At 71.3% G+C, this 14589-nt stretch carries 12 protein-coding genes and 1 rRNA gene; 7 read left to right on the forward strand and 6 right to left on the reverse strand.

Annotated elements, in window-relative coordinates; translation table 11 throughout:
• Positions 1 to 58: 58 nt before the first annotated feature.
• Together ACZ4XD_RS14095 and ACZ4XD_RS14100 are read right to left on the reverse strand one after the other, a co-directional pair.
• Positions 59 to 1204 (reverse strand): FecCD family ABC transporter permease, encoded by a 1146-nt coding sequence (locus ACZ4XD_RS14095; protein WP_468041782.1) that lies wholly within the window; start codon positions 1202 to 1204, stop codon positions 59 to 61.
• Entirely contained in the window at positions 1201 to 2250 is a 1050-nt protein-coding gene (locus ACZ4XD_RS14100) for a FecCD family ABC transporter permease (protein WP_468041785.1), read from the reverse strand. The genes ACZ4XD_RS14095 and ACZ4XD_RS14100 overlap by 4 nt, the downstream gene beginning before the upstream one ends.
• 62 nt (positions 2251 to 2312) lie before the next feature.
• On the opposite strand from ACZ4XD_RS14100, the gene ACZ4XD_RS14105 reads away from it, so the two are divergent.
• Together ACZ4XD_RS14105 and ACZ4XD_RS14110 are read left to right on the forward strand one after the other, a co-directional pair.
• Positions 2313 to 3341 (forward strand): ABC transporter substrate-binding protein, encoded by a 1029-nt coding sequence (locus ACZ4XD_RS14105; protein WP_468041788.1) that lies wholly within the window; start codon positions 2313 to 2315, stop codon positions 3339 to 3341.
• Between the two features lie 173 nt (positions 3342 to 3514).
• Positions 3515 to 4405, forward strand: coding sequence for a siderophore-interacting protein (locus ACZ4XD_RS14110; protein ID WP_468041791.1), 891 nt, complete (start codon positions 3515 to 3517; stop codon positions 4403 to 4405).
• A 22-nt stretch (positions 4406 to 4427) separates the two neighbouring features.
• Here the strand turns inward: ACZ4XD_RS14110 and ACZ4XD_RS14115 are convergent, their stop codons facing one another.
• Complete coding sequence (locus ACZ4XD_RS14115) at positions 4428 to 5453, reverse strand: HAD-IIA family hydrolase (protein WP_468041793.1); 1026 nt, start codon at positions 5451 to 5453, stop codon at positions 4428 to 4430.
• A gap of 171 nt (positions 5454 to 5624) precedes the next feature.
• On the opposite strand from ACZ4XD_RS14115, the gene ACZ4XD_RS14120 reads away from it, so the two are divergent.
• The 5 genes from ACZ4XD_RS14120 (at position 5625) to ACZ4XD_RS14140 (ending at position 12317) form a co-directional block, all read left to right on the forward strand.
• Positions 5625 to 6890 carry a DUF1015 family protein gene (locus ACZ4XD_RS14120; protein WP_468041796.1) on the forward strand — a complete coding sequence of 422 codons (1266 nt, stop codon included), beginning with the start codon at positions 5625 to 5627 and terminating at the stop codon, positions 6888 to 6890.
• Between the two features lie 153 nt (positions 6891 to 7043).
• Positions 7044 to 8573, forward strand: coding sequence for a pyridoxal phosphate-dependent decarboxylase family protein (locus tag ACZ4XD_RS14125; protein ID WP_468041798.1), 1530 nt, complete (start codon positions 7044 to 7046; stop codon positions 8571 to 8573).
• A gap of 35 nt (positions 8574 to 8608) precedes the next feature.
• Positions 8609 to 9937 carry a lysine N(6)-hydroxylase/L-ornithine N(5)-oxygenase family protein gene (locus ACZ4XD_RS14130; RefSeq protein WP_468041801.1) on the forward strand — a complete coding sequence of 443 codons (1329 nt, stop codon included), beginning with the start codon at positions 8609 to 8611 and terminating at the stop codon, positions 9935 to 9937.
• Positions 9934 to 10500 (forward strand): GNAT family N-acetyltransferase, encoded by a 567-nt coding sequence (locus ACZ4XD_RS14135; RefSeq protein ID WP_468041803.1) that lies wholly within the window; start codon positions 9934 to 9936, stop codon positions 10498 to 10500. The genes ACZ4XD_RS14130 and ACZ4XD_RS14135 overlap by 4 nt, the downstream gene beginning before the upstream one ends.
• A complete protein-coding gene (locus ACZ4XD_RS14140; protein WP_468041805.1) occupies positions 10500 to 12317 on the forward strand; it encodes an IucA/IucC family protein in 1818 nt (605 codons plus the stop codon). Before ACZ4XD_RS14135 ends, ACZ4XD_RS14140 begins: the two co-directional genes overlap by 1 nt.
• Before the next feature lie 114 nt (positions 12318 to 12431).
• Here the strand turns inward: ACZ4XD_RS14140 and ACZ4XD_RS14145 are convergent, their stop codons facing one another.
• From ACZ4XD_RS14145 to rrf, 3 genes are all read right to left on the reverse strand, one after another.
• The gene (locus ACZ4XD_RS14145) at positions 12432 to 13178 is read right to left on the reverse strand and encodes a tetratricopeptide repeat protein (RefSeq protein WP_468041813.1); all 747 of its coding nucleotides are present in this window, start codon (positions 13176 to 13178) and stop codon (positions 12432 to 12434) included.
• On the reverse strand, positions 13115 to 14293 hold the full coding sequence (locus tag ACZ4XD_RS14150) for a hypothetical protein (protein WP_468041815.1): 1179 nt from the start codon (positions 14291 to 14293) through the stop codon (positions 13115 to 13117). The genes ACZ4XD_RS14145 and ACZ4XD_RS14150 overlap by 64 nt, the downstream gene beginning before the upstream one ends.
• Before the next feature lie 204 nt (positions 14294 to 14497).
• Positions 14498 to 14589, reverse strand: a 5S ribosomal RNA gene (rrf, locus tag ACZ4XD_RS14155); the annotation flags it as partial.

Below are 14589 nucleotides of genomic sequence, written 5' to 3' on the forward strand. Positions count from 1 at the left end.
CCGGCCGGTCCCTCCGGCGCCCGCCTCCCGGCCGGTCCTTCCGCCGTCGCCCGGCCGCTCACACCCGTCCCGCCTTGCGCTCCGTGGCCAGCAGCCACAGCAGATAGCCGCCGCCGAGGACACCGGTGAGCACCCCCACTGGCAGCTGGTCGGCGCCGAAGAGCCGCTGGGACGCCCAGTCGGCGGCGACCAGCAGCACGGCACCCATGAGGCCGGAGAGCACCAGATTGGGACCGGGCATCGGAGCACCGCCCCCGCTCCCCCCGCCCTTGAGCCAGCGCGGAAGGGTCAGCCGGCGGGCCAGCTGGGGTGCGGTGAGCGCGACGAAGGAGATCGGCCCGGCCGCCGCGGTGGCGGCGGCGACGAGCACCACCGCCGCCAGCAGCACGACGACACGGACCCGGTCGACCCGTACGCCGAGCGCGGACGCGGCGTCATCGCCCATCTCCAGCATGCGCAGCGGCCGCCCGTAGAACAGCAGCAGCGGGACGAGGACGGCGCAGACCGCGGCCAGTGGCTGGACCTGGTCCCAGTCACGGCCGTTGAGGGAACCGGTCATCCAGGTGGTGGCCCGGGTCGCCTCGACGATGTTCGCCTTGGTCATGAGGAAGAGCACCATCGCGTAGAGCATGGCGCTGGCTCCGATGCCGACGAGCACGAAGCGGTAGCCGTGGATGCCGCGCTTCCAGGCGAGCAGGAAGATGGCGATCCCGGTGCCCACCCCGCCGGCCACCGCTCCGGCCGCGACCCCGAAGGCATCGGCCTGGAAGTAGACGATGGCGGCCAGGGCGCCGACGGACGAGCCCTGGGCGAAACCCAGGACGTCCGGGCTGCCCAGCGGATTGCGGGAGACGGTCTGGAAGACGGCCCCGGAAACCCCGAACGCCGCCCCGACCAACAGCCCCACCAGAACCCGCGGCAGCCGCAGATCGTGCACGATGTACTGCTGGCCGGCGTCCCCTCCGCCGGTCAGGGCGGCGAGCACCTCGGCCGGGGTCATCGGGTAGTCGCCGGAGCCGATCAGGGCGACGGCGGCGGCCAGTGCGACGGCCAGCAGCAGCAGTCCGACGGCCGTGGCGCGTACGTCCAGGCGCACCGACAGGCCGCCCTTGGTGCGTACCGCCCGCACCCGCCGGGCCCCCGTCGCCCGGGTCTTCCCGGCCCCGGAACCCACCGCCTCACCGGACTTCACGGTCGCGCTCACAGCTGGGCCATCCTCCGACGTCGTACGAGATAGATGAAGACCGGTCCGCCGAGGACGGCCGTGACGATGCCGACCTGGAGCTCACCGGGCCGGGCCACGACCCGGCCGAGGACATCCGCACCGAGCAGCAGGACCGGTGAGAGCACCGCGGAGTACGGCAGGATCCAGCGCATATCGGGCCCGGTGACGGCGCGTACGGCATGCGGAACCATCAGGCCCACATAGACGATCGGGCCGCAGGCGGCGGTCGCCCCGCCGCACAGCAGGGTGACGGCGAGCATCGCCAGCACCCGGGTGCGGGTCAGCCGGGCACCCAGCGCCCGCGCCTGGTCGTCGCCGAGCGCGATGGCGTTCAGCGGCCGGGCGATCAGCAGCGCGAGGACGCCGCCCACCGCCAGGAACGGCGCGATCGCGGTGACCGTCGGCAGAGTGGCCGAGGCCAGCGAACCCACCGTCCAGAAGCGCATCTTGTCCAGCGCCGCGGTGTCCATCAGATTGACGGCGTTGATGTAGCCGACCAGGACGGCGGTCAGCGCGGTGCCGGCCAGGGCGAGCCGTACGGGCGTGGCGCCCCGGGTGCCGCCGAGGACGTACACCGCGACATTGACCACCGCGGCCCCGGCGAACGCGAACCACACATAGCCGGTCAGCGAGGTGATGCCGAAGAAGCTGACGGCGGTGACGACCGCGGCCGAGGCACCGGCGTTGATGCCGAGAACTCCGGGGTCCGCCAGGGGGTTTCGGGTCAGCGCCTGCATGACCGTGCCGGCCAGGCCGAGCGCGGCGCCGACGAGCAGGCCGAGCAGGGTGCGCGGGAAGCGGACATCGCGGATGACGACGTCGGTGTCGGAGCCGGAGTAGTGGAACACCCCGTGCCACACCTGGTCGAGGGGGATCTGCTTGGCGCCGACGGCGATGCCGAGGACGACGATGACGGCCAATACGGCCACCGAGACCACCAGCCCCGCGGAACGCAGGAGGGGGCGCCGCCGGGGTGTCACGGGGTCCGGAGCCGTTGCCGCTTCGGGGGGACTGTCAACCAACACGACGGTTAGGTTAGCCTACCCTCACATTCAACTCGCAGCCCCTCCCAGAGAGAAGTGCACCCATGAGCACCTCCCCACACGTCACTCTGTCCCGTCGCGGCATCCTGGCCGCGGGGGGCGCCGTCGGTATCGGCGCCCTGCTGGCCGCATGCGGCGGAGACAAGGGCTCGGGGGGTGCCGACAAGGGCGCCGACACCGGCCCGTGGTCGTTCACCGACGACCGCGAGCAGAAGGTCTCGCTGAAGAACACCCCGCAGCGCATCGTCGCCTTCACCGGCACCGCGGCCGCACTGCACGACTTCGGGATCGACGAGCAGATCGTCGGTGTCTTCGGCCCCACGAAGCTGAAGAACGGCAAGCCCGATCCGCAGGCGGGCGACCTGGATGTCGACAAGGTCACCATCATCGGCAACGCCTACAACCAGTTCAACGTCGAGAAGTACGCGTCCCTGCGCCCCGATCTGCTGGTCACGAACATGTACGAGCCGGGCGCCCTGTGGTTCGTACCGGACGACAGCAAGGACAAGATCACCCCGCTGGCGAAGACCGTCGCCATCACCTCGGCCCGGGTCCCGCTCGTCAAGATCATCGAACGCTACGCCGAGCTGGCCGAGTCGCTCGGCGCCGACCTCCGGGCGAAGAAGGTCACCGACGCCAAGGCCCGCTTCGAGAAGGCGTCCGCGGCGCTGCGCAAGGCCGCCAAGTCCCACCCGGTCAAGGTGCTCGCCTGCTCCGGCAGCCCGGACCTCTTCTACGCGTCCAACCCCGGCATCAACGCCGACCTCATGTACTACAAGTCCCTCGGCGTCGATCTGATCGTCCCCGACCACCTGGACAAGGGCGGCTACTTCGAGAGCCTGAGCTGGGAGAACGCCGACAAGTACCAGGCGGATGTGCTCCTGCTGGACAACCGGACCGCCACCCTCCAGCCCAAGGACCTGGCGGCCAAGCCCTCCTGGGCCAAGCTGCCCGCGGTCAAGGCCGGCCAGATCACCCCGTGGTCGAGCGAACCGCGCTTCTCCTACGCGGGCGCCGCCCCGCTCATCGAGTCGCTCGCCAAGGCCATCGAGGGCGCCAAGAAGACCAAGTGACGTACCGCCGCGGTGGATCGCCGGGCCCGGCCGCAGCACCTCCCGGCCGCCACGGTCCACCGCGGCACCCACGCACCTCAGCGCCTCGGCATACGCCGAAAGCCATCGCACCACCCGAAAGCCACCGCACCACCACACCGACAGTCCCCGCCCCGTCCCGGGAGGTCCCCCACATGACCACGACCGCCGCCCCCGCCACCGCACCGTTCCGCTTCTTCGACGTGCATGTCGTACGGACCCGACGGCTGAGCCCCTCCGTGGTGCGGGTCACCTTCGGCGGTGAACGGCTGGCCGAACTGGCCTCCGGCGGTCGTGACCAGCGCTTCAAGCTCTTCCTCCCGCAGCCCCACCAGGAGCGGCCGGTCTTCCACGACACCGGCGACGGCTGGTACACCACCTGGCGGGCGCAGGACCCGGCCGAGCGGCCGGTGATGCGCTCGTACACCATCCGCGAACAGCGCCATGAACCACGGGAGTTCGATGTCGACTTCGCGCTGCACGGTGCCGGGCCGGTCGCCTCGCCGCTGGCCGGCGGCCCCGCCTCCCGCTGGGCCGCGCAGGCCCGGCCCGGCGACCGGCTGACCGTCCTCGCCCCGGCCGTGGAGGACAACGGCGGTGTCGACTTCCGGCCGCCGGCCGGTACCGACTGGATCCTGATCACCGGCGACGAGACGGCACTGCCCGCGATCGCCGGCATCCTGTCCTGGCTCTCCCCCGGCACCCGCGCCAAGGTCTGGATCGAGATCGCGCACGAGGACGACCGGCAGCAGCTGCCGTCCTTCGCCGACACCGACATCACCTGGCTCGTCCGGGACGGAGCGACCGCCGCACGGCACGAGCCGGTGCTCGACGCCCTGCGCGCCGCCGAGCTTCCCGAGGGCACCCCGTACGCCTGGATCGCCGGCGAGTCCGGCACCGTCAAGGCGGTGCGCAGGCATCTCGTCCGCGAGCGCGGCATCGACCGCAGGGCCGTCAAGTTCACCGGCTACTGGCGCCGTGGCGCCTCCGAGGAAGAGCTGCTCGCGGAGCTGACGGCCGGTGCCCCGGCGCCCGAGGAGGACTGACCCCGCGCGCCGGGACACCCTCTCACCTGCCGATCCGCGCCAGCGCCGGCCCCGTGTCCGCCGCGTAACTGCCGTCCCCCGCCGCCGTCCAGGCCGCCGCGCACAGCGCCCGCAGCCCGTCGAGGGGTGCGCCCTCGCCCGCCACCCGCAGGGCGTCGCCGGCCGCCTCGGCCCGCCAGCCGCCGCACCGGAAACCGCCGTCGGCGGCGGTCACCTCCGGCTGCGGGGTCAGCAGCCCGCGCAGATCCTCGTCCACATAGGCGGGGCGGTGCTGCGGCGGGGCCGCCAGCAGCTCGGCGGGTGTGGTGACGCCGGTGAGCACAAGCAGCGAGTCGACCTCGCCGTTGCAGGCTCCCTCGATGTCGGTGTCGAGCCGGTCGCCGATCACCAGCGGCCGCCGCGCACCGGTCCGCAGCACCGTCTCGCGGTGCATCGGCGGCTGCGGCTTGCCCGCCACCTGCGGGCTGCCGCCCGCGGCGATCCGGACCACCTCCACCAACGCACCGTTGCCGGGCGCGATCCCACGCTCCTTGGGGATCGTCAGATCCGTGTTGGACGCGAACCAGGGCACTCCGCGCTGCACCGCGTACGCGGCCTCCGCCAGCCGCTCCCAGTCCAGCGAGGGGTCGTAGCCCTGCACCACGGCCGCCGGGTCGTCGTCCGCGGAGCCGACCGGGACGAGACCGCGCTCGCGCAGCGCCACCCGCAGCCCCTCGCCGCCGATGGCCAGCACCCGAGAGCCCGCCGGCACCTGCTCGGAGATCAGCCGCGCCACCGCCTGCGCCGAGGTGATCACATCGTCCGGACCGGTCGGCAGACCAAAACCGGACAGCTGGTCGGCGACGGCCTGTGGGGTCCGGGCGGCGTTGTTGGTCACATAGGCGAGGTGCATTCCGCCCTCCCGCGCCCGCGTCAGCGACGCCACGGCGTGCTCGATGGCCTGTCCGCCGGCGTAGACCACCCCGTCCAGATCCAGCAGCGCGGTGTCATATGCCTCGCTCAGCGCCTGCCGGGACCCGTCGGGCCGCCTGCGAACCTGCTCGTTCATGCCGTCTCGCTCCTCGCTCCACACATCGCGCCGGGCATCCGCCGCCCCCGGGGGCGCACTCACCGCACCGTGGGGACCCTCGCCCTCCACTTCGCGCGTACCGATATTTCCAGCCACGCACGGGCTGTCCCCCGATCTTCCCTCATCCGTCCGGCGGCATAGCATTCTTCAATGACCAGTACCGACGGCCTCCGCCTCCTCCCGTTCCGCGGGCTGCGTTACGCCCCGGAGCGGGTCAGCAGCCTGACCGCTGTGATGTCCCCGCCGTACGACGTGGTGGTCCGGCCGGACGGCGTGCGCCACTTGGAGACCGCCGATCCGTACAACATCGTCCGGCTGATCCTCCCGCACGCCGCTGACCCCACCACCCGCCACCGCCAGGCCGCCGACACCCTGCACCGCTGGCGCAGCGAGGGCGTGCTGACGCAGGACGCCGAGCCCGCGCTGTACGTCTACGAGCAGCGCGCCGGCGAGGTGCTCCAGCGCGGGCTGATCGGGGCGCTGCGGCTGGACGGTCCGGTGCTGCCGCACGAGGGCGTCATCCCCGAGGTGGTCGAGGACCGGGCCGCCCTGATGCGGGCGGCGGCCGCGAACTTCGAACCGCTGCTGCTCTCCTACCGCGGTGAGGGCACCGCGACCGGCGCCGCCGCGGTCATCGAGCGCGTGGTGGAACGGGAGCCCTTGCTCGCCACCACTACGGAGGACGGCTTCGCGCACCGCTTGTGGGCGGTCACCGACCCGGCCGACCTCACCGCCATCGACGACGACCTCACCCACCGGCAGGCCCTGATCGCCGACGGCCACCACCGCTGGGCGACCTACCAGCGGCTGTACGAGCAGCGGCCCGGCACCACCGCCGGCTCGCCCTGGGCCTCCGGCCTGGTGCTGCTGGTGGACACCGCCCGTTACCCGCTCCAGGTCCGCGCGATCCACCGGGTACTGCCGCATCTGCCGCCCGCCAAGGCACTGGCGGACCTGGCCGGCGCCTTCCGTGCCCGCGCCCTCCCCGGCGAGCTGTCCGCCGCCATGGAGGCCCTGGAGGAGACGCCCGGCACCGCCTTCGTGCTCGCCGGCGGGCCGGACTCCTTCCATCTCCTGGACCGTCCCGACCCCGGCCTGCTGGACCGGACGATCCGCCGGGACCGGCCCGAGGCCTGGCGGCAACTGGACGCCACCGTGCTGCACTCCGTCCTGCTGGACGAGGTCTGGCACATTCCTGACCACCCGTCGGACATCGGCTATCTGCATCACACCGAAGCCGCCGTCGAGCAGGCCGCCCGGCACGGCGGGACGGCCGTGCTGATGCGCGCCACCTCCGAGGAGACGGTCCGTCAGCTCGCCGAGCACGGCGTGACGATGCCGCGGAAGTCCACCTCCTTCGGCCCCAAGCCCGCCACGGGCCTGGTCCTGCGCACCCTGGACGGCGACGAGAACTGATCTTCAGGCGCCTTCACGGTCTCTCAGCCCCGCCCGGCAGTCCTAGTTAGGTTAGGCTTACCTCACTACGTCGCCGGGCGGGGTCTCCCTGCCCCTGCGCACACCCTGTCCTGCGCAGGACGTGGTCAACTCCGCACCAGGGAGGACACCTTCATGAGTCTCCTCGCGCATTCCGCCGAGGACCCGGCCGACCACCGGGCTTATCTGCTCACCAACGGCACCGCCCGGCACTACCGGAGCGCGGTCACCGAGAGCGTCACGCGGATCAGCGCCAAAATCGCCGGCACCGCCCAGCCGTTCACCGGCATCACCGTCGACGGCCTCACCCCCACCATCGCCGGCGTCGACCTCGACAGCCCGCTGCACGACGCGGCCGCCGCGCTCGACGAACTCGAAGAGGTCTACCTCCGCGACGCCGTCTACTTCCATCACCCGCGCTACCTCGCGCACCTCAACTGCCCCGTGGTGATCCCCGCCCTCGTCGGCGAGGCCGTGCTCTCCGCCGTCAACTCCTCCCTGGACACCTGGGACCAGAGCGCGGGCGGCACGCTCATCGAGCGCCGGCTGATCGACTGGACGACCGAGCGGATCGGCCTGGGCGAGGCGGCCGACGGCATCTTCACCAGCGGCGGCAGCCAGTCCAACCTCCAGGCCATGCTGCTCGCCCGCGACGAGGCCTGCCGCCGGGAGCTGAGCCGCGAGGGCGCGACCGACGCCCACCTCACCGACGTCCTGCCCCGGCTGCGCATCCTCACCTCCGAATGCAGCCACTTCAGCATCCGCAAGTCGGCCACCCTGCTCGGCATGGGCGCCGAAGCCGTCATCGCCGTCCCCTGCGACGACTCCAAGCGCATGCGCACCGACGCACTCGCCGCCGAACTGGCCCGCTGCCGGCGCGACGGCCTGATACCCATGGCCGTCGTCGCCACCGCCGGCACCACCGACTTCGGCTCCATCGACCCGCTTCCCGAGATCGCCGGCCTGTGCGCCGGATACGGCACCTGGATGCATGTCGACGCCGCCTACGGCTGCGGACTGTTGGTCTCCCGCCGCCGCGCCCTGCTGGCCGGCATCGAACGCGCCGACTCGGTGACCGTCGACTACCACAAGTCCTTCTTCCAGCCGGTCAGTTCGAGCGCCATCCTGGTCCGCGACCGCGCCACCCTGCGGCATGTCACCTACCACGCGGACTATCTCAACCCCCGCCGCATGGTGGAGCAGCGCATCCCCAACCAGGTCGACAAGTCGATCCAGACCACCCGCCGCTTCGACGCCCTCAAGCTCTGGCTCACCCTGCGCATCATGGGCGCCCAGGCCGTCGGCGAACTCTTCGACGAGGTCATCGACCGGGCCGCGGACGCCTGGAAACTGCTGCACGACGACCCCCGCTTCGAGGTCGTCGTCGAGCCCCGGCTGAGCACCCTGGTCTTCCGCTACGTGCCCTCCACCGACCAGGACCCCGAACTCAGCGACCGGGTCAATCTGCACGCCAGGGAGGCGCTGTTCGCCTCCGGCGCGGCGATCGTCGCGGGCACCGTCGTCGACGGCCGCCACTACCTCAAGTTCACCCTGCTCAACCCGGAGACCACGCTGGAGGACATCGCCACCGTCCTCGATCTGATCGCCGAGCACGCCGGCAGCTTCCTCGCCGAGCAGCCCCGGCCGGCCCTCAGCGCGCGCTGACCCTCCCCCGTCAACAGTCCCCCTCGGAGACCCCTGTGTCCGCCCCTTACGACTTCATCGCCATCGGCCTCGGCCCGTTCAACCTGGGCCTGGCCTGCCTGACCGAGCCGATCGACGGACTCGACGGCCTGTTCCTCGACGACAAGGCGTCCTTCGACTGGCACCCCGGCATGATGCTGGACAGCAGCCACCTCCAGGTGCCGTTCCTGGCCGACCTGGTCACCCTCGCCGACCCCAGCTCCCCCTTCTCGTTCCTGAACTACCTCAAGGAATCGGGGCGGCTGTACTCGTTCTACATCCGCGAGAACTTCTATCCGCTGCGCGCCGAGTTCAACGACTACTGCCGCTGGGCGGCCGGCAAACTCGACTCCATCCGCTTCGGCCACCGGGTCACCACCGTCGAGTACGACGAGCGCGAGGAGCTCTACGTCGTCCACGCCGAGCAGCTGCCCACCGGCGAACGTCACACCTTCCGCGCCCGCCGGCTCGTCCTGGGCACCGGCACCCCGCCGTACCTCCCCGACGCCTGCCGGGAGCTGGGCGGCGATCTGCTGCACAACGCCGGGTACCTCGACGCCAAGGCCGCCCTCCAGGCCAAGGACAGCATCACCCTCATCGGCAGCGGCCAGAGCGCGGCCGAGATCTACTACGACCTCCTCCAGGACATCGACAGCCACGGCTACCACCTGACCTGGGCCACCCGCTCCCCACGCTTCTTCCCCCTCGAATACACCAAGCTCACGCTGGAGATGACCTCCCCGGAGTACGTGGACTACTTCCACGCCCTCCCGCCGGCCACCCGCGACCGCCTCAACGCCACCCAGAAGCACCTGTACAAGGGCATCGACTCCGAGCTGATCAACGACATCTTCGATCTGCTCTACCAGAAGAACCTGGCCGGCCCCGTCCCCACCCGGCTCCTGACCAACACCGCCCTGCACCGGGCGCGTTACGACGAGACGTCCGGCACCTACACCCTGGGCCTGCGCCAGGAGGAACAGGGCACGGACTTCGCCCTCGACACCCAGGGCCTGATCCTCGCCACCGGCTACCGCTACCGCGTACCGGACTTCCTCTCCCCCGTCCGCGACCGCATCGTCTGGGACGACGCCGGCCGCTACGACGTCGCGCGCAACTACAGCATCGACACCACCGGCCAGGGCATCTTCGTGCAGAACGCCGAGCTGCACACCCATGGCTTCGTCACCCCCGACCTCGGCATGGCCGCCTACCGCAACGCGTGCATCATCCGCGAACTGCTCGGCCGCGAGTACTACCCGGTCGAAAAGGCCATCGCCTTCCAGGAGTTCGCCGCCCCGGCCGGTCCGGCCGGCCCGCACCACCCCATGGAGCTCCCGGCATGACCACCCCCCTCTTCACCCGCACCGACGCCGCTCTCGGGGAGTTCTCGCTCCGCCCGGTCGACCCGTACGGCGACGCCGAACTGCTGCACCGCTGGGTCACCCACCCCAAGGCCGCCTTCTGGCTGATGCAGGACTGCGACCTCGCCGCCGTCGAGAAGGAGTTCGCGCGCATCTCCGCCGACCCCTTCCACGACGCCTTCCTCGGCCTGCACAACGGCACCCCGGCCTTCCTCATGGAGCGCTACGACCCCGCCCACCGCGAACTCGTCGGCATCCACGCCGCCGAACCCGGCGACATCGGCATGCACTTCCTGTCGGCGCCCACCGACACCCCCGTGCACGGCTTCACCCGCGCCGTGATCACCACCGTCATGGAGATGCTCTTCGCCGACCCGGACACCCGCCGCGTCGTCGTCGAGCCCGACGCGCGCAACACCGCCGTCCACGCCCTCAACAAGGCCGTCGGCTTCGAGGTCCTGCGCACCGTCTCGCTCCCCTCCAAAGACGCCTACCTCAGCACCTGCACCCGCGACCAGTTCCTGGCCACCCGAGGAGACCACTGATGACCGCCCCCTCCGACGGCACCCCGCACCTGTCCGCCCGGGACGCCGTCGCCCACCTCACCCCCGGCCTGTGGGCCCGCGCCAACCGGCTGCTGATCCGCAAGGGCCTCGCCGAGTTCGCCCATGAGCGGCTGCTCACTCCCCGGCGCCTCCCGCAGGACGGCCACTACGCCGTACGCAGCGACGACGGCGCCACCGAGTACCGCTTCGCCGCCCGCAGACGCGCCCTGGACCACTGGCAGATCGACGCCGACAGCATCACCCGCCACCGCGACCACGACGAACTCCCCCTGGACGCCCTGGCGTTCTTCCTCGAACTCCGGGACTCCCTGGGCCTCGGCGAGGCGATCCTCCCGGTCTACCTGGAGGAGATCAGCTCCACCCTCTCCGGTACCGCCTACAAACTCGCCGCCGGCCGGCCCTCCGCCGCGGAGCTCGCGAAGGCCGACTTCCAGGCCATCGAGACCGGCATGACCGAGGGCCACCCCTGCTTCGTCGCCAACAACGGCCGGCTCGGCTTCGGCATCCACGAGTACCACGCCTACGCCCCCGAGACCGCGGCCCCGCTCCGGCTGATCTGGCTCGCCGCCCACCGCGACCACGCCACCTTCACCGCCGGCGCCGGCCTCGACTACGACGCCCTGATCCGCGACGAACTCCCCGACCGGACCCGCGCCCGCTTCACCGCCACCCTCACCACCCTCGGCCTCGACCCCGCCGACTACTACTTCTTCCCCACTCACCCCTGGCAGTGGTGGAACAAGCTCTCCGTCACCTTCGCCGCCGAAGTCGCCCGGCAGCGCCTGGTGTGCCTGGGCCCCGGCGACGACGACTACCTGGCCCAGCAGTCGATCCGCACCTTCTTCAACACCACCAGCCCCACCAAGCACTACGTCAAAACGGCACTCTCCGTCCTCAACATGGGCTTCATGCGCGGTCTGTCCGCGTCCTACATGGAGGCCACCCCGGCCATCAACGACTGGCTGGCCCGCCTGATCGACGCCGATGACACCTTCCGGGCCGCCCGCTTCTCGATCATCCGGGAGCGCGCCGCCCTCGGCTACCACCACCGCCAGTACGAGGCCGCCACCGCCAAGGGCTCCCCGTACCGGAAGATGCTCGCCGCCCTGTGGCGCGAGAGCCCCGTCCCCACCATCGAACCGGGCCAGCGCCTGGCCACCATGGCCTCCCTCCTGCACACCGACGAGGACGGCGGCTCCCTCGCCGCCGCCCTCATCGAGGAGTCCGGCCTGGAACCCGCCGTCTGGCTCCGCCGCTACCTGGACGCCTACCTCACGCCCGTACTCCACGCCTTCTACGCCTACGACCTGGTCTTCATGCCGCACGGCGAGAACGCCATCCTGGTCATCGAGGACGGCGCCGTGGCCCGCGTGATCTTCAAGGACATCGCCGAGGAGATCGCCGTCATGGACCCCGACGCGGTCCTGCCGCCCGCCGTCGAACGCATCCGCGCCGACGTCCCCGAGGACAAGAAACTCCTGTCCGTCTTCACCGACGTCTTCGACTGCTTCTTCCGCTTCCTCAGCAGCACCCTCGACGACCACGGCATCCTCGACGAGGACACCTTCTGGCGCACGGTCGCCGCCTGTGTCACCGACTATCAGACGGCCCACCCCCACCTCGCCGACAAGTTCGACCACTACGACCTGTTCACCGACGAGTTCGCGCTCTCCTGCCTCAACCGCCTCCAGCTGCGCAACAACCAGGAGATGGTCGACCTCCAGGACCCGGCGGGCGCCCTCCAGCTCATCGGCACCCTCCGCAACCCCCTCGCCCCGTACGCTCCGGCCTCCTGACCGCACCCCCACACGCAGAAGGGCGGGACCCCTCCCCGGGGTCCCGCCCTTCCTCATGCGTCACATCTCACGCGTCACATCTCATGCGTCACATCGGCTCAGCCGACGGCCGGCTCACTCCTTCGCGGCACCGGCCTCGCCCTGCTCGCCGTCATCCTCGGCCGTATCCGCCTCGTCGTCCTCTTCCAGCGCGTCGGTGAACTCCACGCCATCCAGCTCCGCGAGCCGGTCCGAGGCGTCCGTCGTACCGCCCTGGTCGGCCTCCAGCGCCCTGGCGAACCAGTCGCGCGCCTCCTCCTCACGCCCGACCGCCAGCAGCGCGTCCGCGTACGCGTAACGCAGCCGCGCCGTCCACGGGTGCACCGCACTCGACGCGAGCTCCGGGCTCTGGAGGGTCACCACCGCGGCGTCCGCCTGGCCCATGTCCCGCCGGGCACCCGCCGCGACCAGCCGCATCTCGACCTGGCCGGCCTTGTCGAGCTTCTGCACCTCGGGCTCACCGGCCATGGCCATCGCCTTCTCCGGACGGCCGAGACCACGCTCGCAGTCCGCCATGACGGGCCACAGCTCCACGCTGCCGGTCATCCGCCGCGCCGCCCGGAACTCCGCCAGCGCCTCGCTGTACTTGCCGACCGCGTACGCCGCGAAGCCCGCGGCCTCACGCACCGCGGCGACCCTGGACGCCAGCCGCAGCGCCACCCGCGAGTAGCCGTAGGCCTGCTCCGGGTCCTCATCCAGCAGCTTCGCCACCATCACCAGGTTCTTGGCGACATCATCGGCCAGCGTCTTCGGCAGGCTCAGCAGCTCCTGACGCACATCCTTGTCGATCTCCTCACCGGTGACATCCTCCGGAATCGGCAGCCGCTTGATCGGCTCCCGGTCCCGGTCCCGCCGGTCATCACGGCGATCGTCCCGCCGGTCATCCCGCCCCCGGCCACCGCCGTACGGCCGACGCCCCCCACGCTCGTCATCCCGCCGGAACCCCCCACGGTCATCGCGCCGCGGCCCACGGTCATCCCTACGGAACCCACCCCGGTCACCGCCACGGTCGTCCCGCCGGTCGCCACCGCGGAACCCACCACGGTCATCGCGCCGGTCATCCCGCCGGAAGCCGCCACGGTCATCGCGCCGGTCACCACCGCGGTACCCACCACGGTCACCACCGGACGGCCGGTCATCACGACGGAACCCACCACGATCATCCCGCCGGTCATCACGACGGTCATCACGCCGGAAGCCGGGACGCTCCCCGCCCCGCTCCTCCCGCCGGAACCCGCCACCACGCTCATCATCCCGCCGCGGCCCACGGTCATCCCTACGGAACCCACCCCGGTCCCCACCGCGGTCATCCCGCCGGTCACCACCACGGAACCCGCCACGGTCACCACCGGACGGCCGGTCATCCCGCCGGAACCCACCACGCTCGCCACCACGGTCATCACGACGGAACCCACCACGGTCCCCACCGCGGTCATCGCGCCGGTCACCACCGCGGTACCCACCACGGTCACCACCGGACGGCCGGTCATCCCGCCGGAACCCACCACGATCATCCCGCCGGTCATCACGACGGTCGTCACGGCGGAAGCCACCACGGTCGCCACCGGACGGCCGCTCATCACGACGGAATCCCCCACGGTCACCACCAGGGGAACGGTCGTCCCTACGGAAACCGCCACGATCGCCACCGCGGTCATCGCGCCGGTCACCACCGCGGTACCCACCACGGTCACCACCCGACGGCCGCTCATCACGACGGAACCCACCACGATCATCCCGCCGGTCGCCGCCATAAGAACGGTCATCCCGCCGCGGCCCGCGGTCATCCCTACGGAAGCCACCACGGTCCCCGCCGCGGTCATCCCGCCGGTCGCCACCGCGATAGCCGCCACGGTCGCCACCCGAGGGGCGGTCATCACGTCGGTAACCCCCGCGGTCACCGCCACGGTTGTCGCCGCGCGACCCGCGGTCGTCACGCCGGAAACCACCGCGGTCGCCGTCGTCGCGCCGCTGCGGCCGGCGCTCCGAACGATCGTCGGAAGAATTGGTGGACATCGACGTGACTCCTGTCTTCGGTACTGCATTCATTCTCGCGCACCGACCAGTTCGGCGCGCTTCGGAAAAACAAAAAGGACCCTTGGTCCCAGCGTGAACGCTGGGACCAAGGGTCCTGAAAGATTGTTCGGCGGCGTCCTACTCTCCCACAGGGTCCCCCCTGCAGTACCATCGGCGCGGAAAGGCTTAGCTTCCGGGTTCGGAATGTAACCGGGCG

This window comes from Streptomyces sp. NPDC029466, from assembly GCF_055574515.1.

Excerpts from the sequence above, each read along its gene's own strand:
- ACZ4XD_RS14140 (WP_468041805.1), top strand. The coding sequence starts at position 10,500 with ATGACCGCCCCCTCCGACGGCACCCCGCACCTGTCCGCCCGGGACGCC.
- ACZ4XD_RS14110 (WP_468041791.1), top strand. The coding sequence starts at position 3,515 with ATGACCACGACCGCCGCCCCCGCCACCGCACCGTTCCGCTTCTTCGAC.
- ACZ4XD_RS14105 (WP_468041788.1), top strand. The coding sequence starts at position 2,313 with ATGAGCACCTCCCCACACGTCACTCTGTCCCGTCGCGGCATCCTGGCC.
- ACZ4XD_RS14135 (WP_468041803.1), top strand. The coding sequence starts at position 9,934 with ATGACCACCCCCCTCTTCACCCGCACCGACGCCGCTCTCGGGGAGTTC.
- ACZ4XD_RS14125 (WP_468041798.1), top strand. The coding sequence starts at position 7,044 with ATGAGTCTCCTCGCGCATTCCGCCGAGGACCCGGCCGACCACCGGGCT.
- ACZ4XD_RS14115 (WP_468041793.1), bottom strand. The coding sequence starts at position 5,453 with ATGAACGAGCAGGTTCGCAGGCGGCCCGACGGGTCCCGGCAGGCGCTG.
- ACZ4XD_RS14120 (WP_468041796.1), top strand. The coding sequence starts at position 5,625 with ATGACCAGTACCGACGGCCTCCGCCTCCTCCCGTTCCGCGGGCTGCGT.